Below are 8,349 nucleotides of genomic sequence, written 5' to 3'. Positions count from 1 at the left end.
GGCTCGTGCGCTGGTCGGTCTGGCGGCCGACGGGGCGCAGGAGGTGTGGCTCTGCGTCAACGACAACAACCCGGCCGCCGAGCTGTACCGGCGGCTCGGGTTCCAGGACGCCGGCCGGCGGGCCCGCTACCTGCGCCGCCGTTCGTAGCCTGCGGTAAACCCGACGCGCTCGGCCTTCGTGGAGGCCGAGCGCGCTGGCAGCGCTTGTCTTCACCGGACGGCTCGATCGCCCGGGCGGTCCGGTGTGTCGGGCTTACTGGAAGAGCCGGCCGGGCCGGGTGGCCTTCGCCTTGGTGATCAGGGCGTCTCCCCGTTTACGGCGCACCTGGATGGTCTTTGTTGCCCTTTTGATCGGGGTGAGAATTCTGTCCTTCATCGCGTGCCTCTCTTCTCTCATGCGTCAGATCGGAGATGGCGCTCTCCCAGCGTGGCGTGTCTACCCGCCCTGCCTCCAGTCCGCGTACCCGCTGGGACAGCCGCCATTCCGCCACCACTGGCCACGGCATCGGTCGTGCTCAGGGGCGGGTGATCCACGGTGCGCGGCGCGCGCAGGGCGAGGTGTGGTCCACCGGCAGGGCGCAGCGGCCCCCGTTGGGCAGTGGGCGGTCGCAGAACACCGAGTGGCGTAGGGACGGCTGGTCTTCGGGCGAGACGGTTACGCCGCCGGGCGTCGATTAACGGCTGTGGTCAGTCAAACGAGGGCAGCGACGGGCCAAGTACGTCGTCGGCGTCCACGATGGTGTACGCGTACCCCTGCTCGGCGAGGAAGCGCTGGCGGTGCGCCGCGTACTCCGTGTCGATCGTGTCCCGAGAGACGACCGTGTAGAAGTGCGCCTGCCGCCCATCGGCCTTCGGCCGGAGCACCCTCCCCAGCCGCTGCGCCTCCTCCTGCCGAGACCCAAACGTCCCCGACACCTGAATAGCGACAGCCGCCTCCGGCAGGTCGATCGAGAAGTTCCCGACCTTGGAGATCACCAGAGTCTTGACCTCCCCCGACCGGAACGCGTCGAACAACCGCTCCCGCTCCTTGTTGGTGGTCGACCCCTGCACGATCGGCGCGTCCAGATACTCCCCGAGCTGGTGCAGCTGGTCGATGTACCCCCCAATGACCAGCACCTGCTCACCAGGGTGCCGCTGAACCAACGCCCGCACCACCGGCAGCTTCGTCCGGGCGGTAGCCGCCATCCGGTACCGCTCCTCGGCCTCCGCCGTCGCGTACGACATCCGCTCGGCGTCGGTCAGCGTCACCCGGACCTCGGTGCACTCGGCCGGAGCGATCCAGCCCTGCTGCTCGATGTCCTTCCACGGCGCGTCGTACCGCTTCGGGCCGATCAGGCTGAACACGTCGCCCTCGCGGCCGTCCTCGCGTACCAGGGTCGCCGTGAGGCCGAGCCGGCGGCGGGCCTGGAGGTCCGCGGTGAACCGGAAGATCGGCGCGGGCAGCAGGTGCACCTCGTCGTAGACGACCAGGCCCCAGTCGCGGGCGCCGAACAGGTCGAGGTGGGTGAACGCGCCCTTCTTGCGGGAGGTGAGCACCTGGTACGTGGCGATGGTGACCGGGCGGATCTCCTTGCGCTCGCCCGAGTACTCGCCGATCTCGTCCTCGGTGAGCGACGTGCGGGCGATCAGTTCGCGCTTCCACTGGCGGCCGGCGACCGTGTTGGTGACCAGGATCAGCGTGGTCGCCTTGGCCTCGGCCATGGCCGCCGCCCCGACGAGCGTCTTGCCGGCGCCGCAGGGGAGCACGACCACGCCGGAGCCGCCGGCCCAGAACGCCTCGACGGCCTCCCGCTGGTACGACCGCAGGGTCCACGGCTTGCTGCCGTTCTTGCCGGCCTCGGCCAGCTCGATGGGGTGCGCCTCGCCGTCGACGTAGCCGGCCAGGTCCTCGGCGGGCCAGCCGAGCTTGAGCAGCGCCTGCTTGAGCCGGCCCCGCTCGGAGGGGTGCACCTGGATGGTGTCGTCGTCGAGCTTCGGGCCGAGCATCCCGGCGAGCTTCTTGCTCTTGGCGACCTCGATGAGCACCAGCCGGTCCAGGGCGCGGAGCACGAGGCCGTGCGCCGGGTCGTTGGCGAGCTGGAGCCGGCCGTAGCGGTCCATCGTCTCGGCCACGTCGACCAGCAGCGCGTGCGGCACCGGGTAGCGGGAGTACTTGATCAGCGTGTCCACCACGCCCTCGGCGTCGTGGCCGGCGGCCCGGGCGTTCCACAGGCCCAGCGGGGTGAGCCGGTAGGTGTGCACGTGCTCGGGGGAGCGCTCCAGCTCGGCGAAGGGCGCGATGGCCATCCGGCACGCCTGGGCGTCGGGGTGGTCGATCTCCAGCAGCAGGGTCTTGTCCGACTGCACGATCAGTGGTCCACCGCTCACGCCAGCGTCCTCTCCAAGAGTCGGAAATTCTCGCCCGCACGGCGGCTGACCTGCCGAAGGCGGACCATCCAGTGTTGCACGCCGACGGGTGTCCGGAAAAAGTCTCGCTGGACACGCAACGTCACACTGCTCACGGACGTCTAGCAAGCGGGACAACTGTCCAGGGGGAGGGCCCATGAAGCGTGTCCGTTTCGCCGCCCGGGCCGTCGGCCTGGCAGTGGTCGTGCTGGTCGGCGTCGGTGCGTGCGCGCACGATCCGCAGGTCGACGGGTCCGGGGCCGCCGCCCCGCAGCCCGTCGGCGTGACGGAGGAGGCATCGGGGGCGAGCGCGCCGCCCGCGCCGGAGCAGCCGGCGCCGTCGGAGTCGGCGAAGCCGAGCCCGACGCCCAAGCCCAGCCGCACCACCCCGAAGCCGGCCACGCCGAAGCCGTCCAAGCCCGCCGGGTGCCCTCAGGGGGAGCAGCAGCGGGCCGTCGAGACGTACCTGAGCCGGCTGGGCGGTTTCGGGACGCTGAGCGTGGACGGTAAGCAGTCCGCCGCCGACTGCACGGCGATCAAGAAGTTCCAGCTCCGGTACGGGATCAGCCCCGCCTCCGGTCGCGCCGGCCCCACCACGTACGACGTGGCGAAGCGGCTGGCCAGCACCGACACCGGGCGCTGCCGCGCCGGCTCCGGCACCACCTTCTGCGTCGACCTGACCCGGCAGACCGTCTGGGCGATGCGCGGCGGCAAGGTGGTCATGGGCCCGACGGTGACCCGCACCGGCATGTCCGGCTACGCCACCCCGACCGGCACCTACTCGGTCGGTGGGAAGAACATGCGCGAGTGGTCCAACCCGTACGAGGTGTGGCTGCCCTACTGGCAGCGGTTCAACGGCGGGATCGGGTTCCACGAGACGACGACGTACCTGCACAACTCCTCGATCGGCTCGCACGGCTGCGTGAACCTGCTGCACCGCGACGCCGTGCGGCTCTGGGAGCTGGGTTCGGTCGGCACCCGCGTGGTCGTCTTCGGCCGCCGCCCCGGCACCTGATACCCGGCCGGGCGTGACCCCCGCGCCCGGATCAGGGTTTTATCCCCTGTCCGGGTGACCCCCTCCGGTGCCACGCTGGAGGGGGTCCACCACGGTGCGGGGGAGGGGCTGCAGATGACCGTCGACCACGACGTGCTTCCCGAGGACGACCGGGCGCGCCAGCCGGAGGTCTCACCGGCGGCCCTGTTCGGCTACGCGGCCGCCGCCACCGGCATCTTCGGCTGGTTCCTGTTCGGGCTGCTGGTGCAGCGGCAGGGCTTCGTCGACTCGGTCGGCGAGTCGGCCGGGGCCGCGTTCGCCCTGCTGCTCACCGTCTCGGTGGTCGGCACCCTGCGCCGCAACGGCGACTAGTCCTCCAGCACCGCCGCCGTGATCCGGTGCAGCGCGAAGGTGTGCAGCATCTCGGTGCGCTCGTCCTCGGCGCGCAGGTAGCCGGCACCGATCGACACCGGCCGGACCAGCCGGGACGCGGTCCCCCCGTGCGCGTCGACGTAACCGACCCAGACCAGCGCCTTGTCCCGTACCGCCTGCTGGAGCACGGCGAGGGCATCGCTGTGGGTGTGCGCCGGCCCCGGGCCCTTGCGCGCCGCCCCGCGGACCACGTCCGGGGCGCGGCGCGCCGCCCGGGCCGCCGCGTCACCCCGGCGGATCTGCTCGACCACCCCGAGCAGCCGGGGCATGGGCAGCCGCGGCGCCGCGAGCGGGTCGAGGCTGCGGCTGGCCGCCGGCACGCGGGCCGGCGCCCGCCGGGTCTTCGGCCGGGCCAGCACGGCCGCGCCGCCGGCGTCCTCGGCCACCGGCGCGTAACCGGCGTCGCGCAGCGCGGTCAGCATCCGGTTCACCTGGTACGGAGTGACCAGCACCGTCGGCGCCAGCCGGCGCAACGCCAGCGACTCCAGCCGCTTGTCGGCCAGCACCTCGGTGAGCAGCGCCTCGTCGTCGCTGCGCACGTAGCCGCCGGCCGAGCCGAGCCGCAGCCCGCCGTGTTTGCGGGCCACGTCGTCCACCAGGTAGCTCAACCCCTGCGGCACCGGGGTACGCGACCGGCGGCGGAACAGCGCGTGCAGGTCGTCGGCCGAGTAGCCGGCGTCCAGGGCCCGCCGCACGCTGGCCGTGGTGACCCGGTAGACGCTCGCCCCGCCGGCCGACTCGTGCTCGGCCATCACGTCCAGCTCGGCGGCGAGCGCCGGGTCGGGCGGGCCGGGCACCACGACGGTCAGGTCGGCCTGCACGAGGAAATGGTCGACCGGGGCGGGGAGCAGCGCGTCCAGCGCGCGGACGGCGGTGGACGGCTCGCCCGACTCGGCTTCGGACTGCAACCCGAGCGGGTCGTCGGCCCGCTCGTCGGCGTCGTTCAGCTCGACCAGCAGCAGCCGCCCGTACGAGGTCAGCGCGCCCAGCCCGGTCACCCCGAGCTGCGCGGCCTCGGCCAGCACCTCGCGGTGCGCGCCCTCCCGGCCCCGGGCGCGGCGCGGCGCCCGCCAGTCCAGCAGCTCCAGCACCTCGTCCGGGGTCGGTGCGGTGGCCGGGGGCAGGTCGGCCAGCACGGCGAGCACCGAACGCCGGGCGGCCGGCGCGCCGGCCCGTTCCGCCTCGGCCGAGAGCACCGAGATGGGCCGGTCCCGGTCGTCGCGCTGGCCCACGAGGCCCACCTGGCGGGTCATGGTCAGCCAGGCCCGGGCCAGCTGCTCCCAGCGCTGGGCCAGCGAGGCGGCCCGCCACACCTCGTACCCGCCGGTGGGCAGGATCTGCTGGTCGCCTCCGTACCGGCTGGTCATCGCCCCGGTGAGGTCCAGCTCGCCGACCAGCCCGGCCGCGTAGGCCACCTCGAAGATCAGCGCGGTGGTCGGGTCGTCCAGCCCGAGGCCGCGGGCCAGCCGGCGCAGGTCCCGGACGCCCACGCCACCGGAGCGCAGCACCGGGGCCGGCTCGGCGGCCAGGGCCTCCAGCAGCGCCTCGGTGTGCCGGACCACCTCCATGGTCTGCCCGGCGCCGGCCGAGTCGACGGACTTGGCCTCCCGCGGCGGGCTCGACATCTCGGGCGGGCTGGTGCGCAGCGGCCCGAGCGGGCCGGTGTCCCGGCGCAGCAGCAGCCCCACCTCGCGGGGCAGCTCGACGGTGCCGCCGCCCTTGACCGCCGACATCCGGACGAGCAGCCGGTGCTCCACCAGCCACCGGATCGGGGAGCCGGTCGCCGCCCCGCCGTTGACCAGGTCCGGCGGGAGGATGTCCTCCTCGCCGACGGCGGGGGCCTCCAGCGCGCCATGCGGCACCGTGCCGACCGGCGGGCCGGCGGCGAGCCGGTCCAGGATCGCCCGGGCCGAGGGCGGCGCAGCCAGCAGCGTCCGCCGCAGCTTCGCCGGGTCCGTGCAGACGGCCGCCGCGCGCGGGTCCAGCTCCGCGGCCGGCCGGCCCAGACCCGCGAGGTACGGGGAGACCTCGTCGACGCCGCCCACCACGTGCAGGTCGTGCTCGGGCCCGTAGAGGAGGAACAGGGCTCGGAGCCGGTTCACCGCGCCGCGGACCGCGTTCGGGGCGGGCGGATTCGGGCCGGAGGTCGCCAGGGCCAGGATGGCCTCGGTGGCCGTGCCGCCGGCCTCCGGGTCCCGGGTGAGCCGGGCGGCGTCCAGGATCTGGAGGGTGAACTGGTCCAGCCCGTCGAGCGCCCGCGCCACGGAGACCCGCGACTGGGCGCGGATGGCGAGGGCGGAGACGTCTGCCGGCACGGGCACGACGAGGTCCGGCCGCAGCTGGAGCAGGGCGGCCAGGGACTCGTCGGGAAGGGTCCGCAGGTGGTCGGCGAATGAGGTGGTCATCGTCGTTCCACGCTAGCCCGGCCGGGGCCGGTCGCGCCCCTCGGACAGGTACGTTCTCGACATGCCCTCGCTCATGGTCGGCTTCGACCTCGACATGACCCTGGTCGACTCGCGCCCCGGCATCGCGGCCGCCTACCGGGCGCTGACCGCGCGGACCGGCGTACCCGTCGACGCCGACCTGGCGGTCTCCCGCCTCGGGCCGCCGCTGCGCACCGAGATCGCCCACTGGTTCCCGCCCGAGCAGGTCGAGGAGGCGGTGCTCGCGTACCGGGAGCTCTACCCCGCGTACGCGATCACCCCGACCCTGCCGATGCCCGGCGCGGAGGCCGCCATCGCGGCGGTGCACGCGCGCGGTGGCCGCGTCATGGTGGTGACCTCCAAGATCGGCCGGCTGGCGAAGTTGCACCTGGACCACCTCGGCCTGGCCGTCGACGAGCTGGCCGGTGACCTGTTCGCCGAGCAGAAGGCGACCGCCCTGCGGGAGCACGGCGCCACCCTCTACGTGGGCGACCACGTGGCCGACATGACCGCCGCACAGGCTGCGGGAATCCCGGGCGTGGGAGTGGCGACCGGCCCCTGCACGAGGGACGAGCTGAGCGCGGCCGGAGCACACGTGGTGCTGGATGATCTCGGCGGATTCCCAGCGGCGCTCGACCGGATCATCCGGCTAGCCTTGGAGGGGTAGAGGTTCCGAGCGAAGCAGGGGTTTCACGTGCCGACGGGTCGAGTGAAGTGGTACGACGCGGCCAAGGGATACGGGTTCGTCACCAGTGACGAGGGTGGCGACGTGTTCCTGCCGAAGGGCGCGCTACCGGCGGGTGTCACCGATCTGAAGGGCGGCCAGCGGGTCGATTTCAGCGTGGTGGACAGCCGGCGGGGCGCCCAGGCCATGGGGGTCAAGCTGCTGGAGGCGCCGCCGTCGGTGGCGGAACTGCGCCGCCGGCCGGCCGAGGAGCTGCACGGCCTGGTCGAAGACATGATCAAGGTGCTGGAGGCGAAGGTCCAGCCGGACCTGCGCCGGGGCCGCTTCCCGGACCGGAAGACCGCGCAGAAGATCGCTCAGCTGGTCCACGCGGTGGCGCGCGAGCTGGAGGTCTGAGGGACGAGCCCGGCGTCGGCGGCCCGGCCCAGCAGCGCCTCCACGGCGGCGAAGCCGGCCTCACCCAGGTCGGCGGTGAACTCGTTGACGTAGAGGCCGATGTGCCGGTCCACCACGTCGGGCTCCATCTCCTGGGCGTGCGCGAGCACGTACTCCCGGCTGGCCTCCGGGTCGGCCCACGCCTGCCGGACCGACTCGCGGATCCAGGCGGCCGCCTCGACCGGGTCCACCGCGCCCTTGCGGGCCAGGATCGCGCCGAGCGGGATCGGCAGCCCCGTGTCGCCCTCCCACCACTCGCCCAGGTCGACCAGGGCGGTCAGCCCGTGCCGTGGATAGGTGAAACGCGCCTCATGGATCACCAGCCCGGCGTCGTACCGCCCGGCGGCCACCCCCGGCATGATCTCGTGGAACGGCACCACCTCGATCCGCGCCGGCGGCTGCTCCGCCGCCCAGAGCCGGAACAGCAGGTACGCCGTGGTCCGCTCACCCGGCACCGCCACCGTCGCGCCGGACAGGTCGGTCCGGTCGCCGCGGGTGAGCACCAGCGGGCCGCAGCCCCGGCCGAGCGCACCCCCGCAGGGCAGCAGGTGGTAGTCGTCGAGCAGCCACGGCAACGCCGCGTAGCTCACCTTCACCAGGTCGAACGCGCCACGCTCGGCGGCCGTGTTGGTGACGTCGACGTCGGCGTAGGTCACCTCGACGGCCGGCGCGCCGGGCACCCGGCCGTGCACGAGGGCGTCGAAGACGAAGGTGTCGTTGGGGCAGGGCGAGATCGCCAGGGAGAGCGCCACGCCCCCACCGTAGCCCCGCCCGGTTTTGGGCTCGTCACCCTGGTCCCGGTGGATGCGAGCCGAGCCACTCCCGCCTGACGGGGTCGGGGACAACTGGTCGCTGCCTGTCGAGCTGATGCCGGGAATGACTCAACGGTGGGCCATGAGGGCTGGGCCGGTGATGTCGCCCGCGACTCAGCCCGACCGCTGTGGCGGGGCTCCTCCTCGCCCGTGGGATGTCAGGCACGATCCTCGCCTTGACTG

General features: G+C 73.4%; 7 protein-coding genes. 4 read left to right on the top strand and 3 right to left on the bottom strand.

The window, feature by feature from the left end:
• Positions 1–687: 687 nt before the first annotated feature.
• Positions 688–2,367 carry a DNA repair helicase XPB gene (locus tag F8274_RS28755; RefSeq protein WP_151465493.1) on the bottom strand — a complete coding sequence of 560 codons (1,680 nt, stop codon included), beginning with the start codon at positions 2,365–2,367 and terminating at the stop codon, positions 688–690.
• 175 nt (positions 2,368–2,542) lie between these two features.
• Here F8274_RS28755 and F8274_RS28750 point away from each other — a divergent pair, with 175 nt between their 5' ends.
• Together F8274_RS28750 and F8274_RS28745 are read left to right on the top strand one after the other, a co-directional pair.
• Positions 2,543–3,400, top strand: coding sequence for a L,D-transpeptidase family protein (locus tag F8274_RS28750; RefSeq protein ID WP_151465492.1), 858 nt, complete (start codon positions 2,543–2,545; stop codon positions 3,398–3,400).
• Between the two features lie 114 nt (positions 3,401–3,514).
• The gene (locus F8274_RS28745; protein ID WP_151465495.1) at positions 3,515–3,751 is read left to right on the top strand and encodes a hypothetical protein; all 237 of its coding nucleotides are present in this window, start codon (positions 3,515–3,517) and stop codon (positions 3,749–3,751) included.
• Here F8274_RS28745 and F8274_RS28740 read toward each other — a convergent pair.
• On the bottom strand, positions 3,748–6,216 hold the full coding sequence (locus tag F8274_RS28740) for a helicase-associated domain-containing protein (RefSeq protein WP_151465491.1): 2,469 nt from the start codon (positions 6,214–6,216) through the stop codon (positions 3,748–3,750). The genes F8274_RS28745 and F8274_RS28740 overlap by 4 nt on opposite strands.
• Before the next feature lie 61 nt (positions 6,217–6,277).
• On the opposite strand from F8274_RS28740, the gene F8274_RS28735 reads away from it, so the two are divergent.
• Positions 6,278–6,901, top strand: a complete 624-nt coding sequence (locus F8274_RS28735; protein ID WP_151465490.1) for an HAD family hydrolase — start codon at positions 6,278–6,280, stop codon at positions 6,899–6,901.
• A 27-nt stretch (positions 6,902–6,928) separates the two neighbouring features.
• A complete protein-coding gene (locus tag F8274_RS28730) occupies positions 6,929–7,315 on the top strand; it encodes a cold-shock protein (protein ID WP_088997128.1) in 387 nt (128 codons plus the stop codon).
• On the opposite strand, the gene F8274_RS28725 is transcribed toward F8274_RS28730, so the two are convergent.
• Positions 7,276–8,106, bottom strand: a complete 831-nt coding sequence (locus F8274_RS28725; RefSeq protein ID WP_151465489.1) for a 1,4-dihydroxy-6-naphthoate synthase — start codon at positions 8,104–8,106, stop codon at positions 7,276–7,278. The genes F8274_RS28730 and F8274_RS28725 overlap by 40 nt on opposite strands.
• Positions 8,107–8,349 lie beyond the last annotated feature (243 nt).

The organism is Micromonospora sp. AMSO31t, from assembly GCF_008868175.1.
In the GTDB taxonomy this organism is placed as follows: domain Bacteria; phylum Actinomycetota; class Actinomycetes; order Mycobacteriales; family Micromonosporaceae; genus Micromonospora.
The sequence above is the reverse complement of the archived record's forward strand: the minus strand, read 5'-3'. Positions and strand labels throughout refer to the sequence as shown.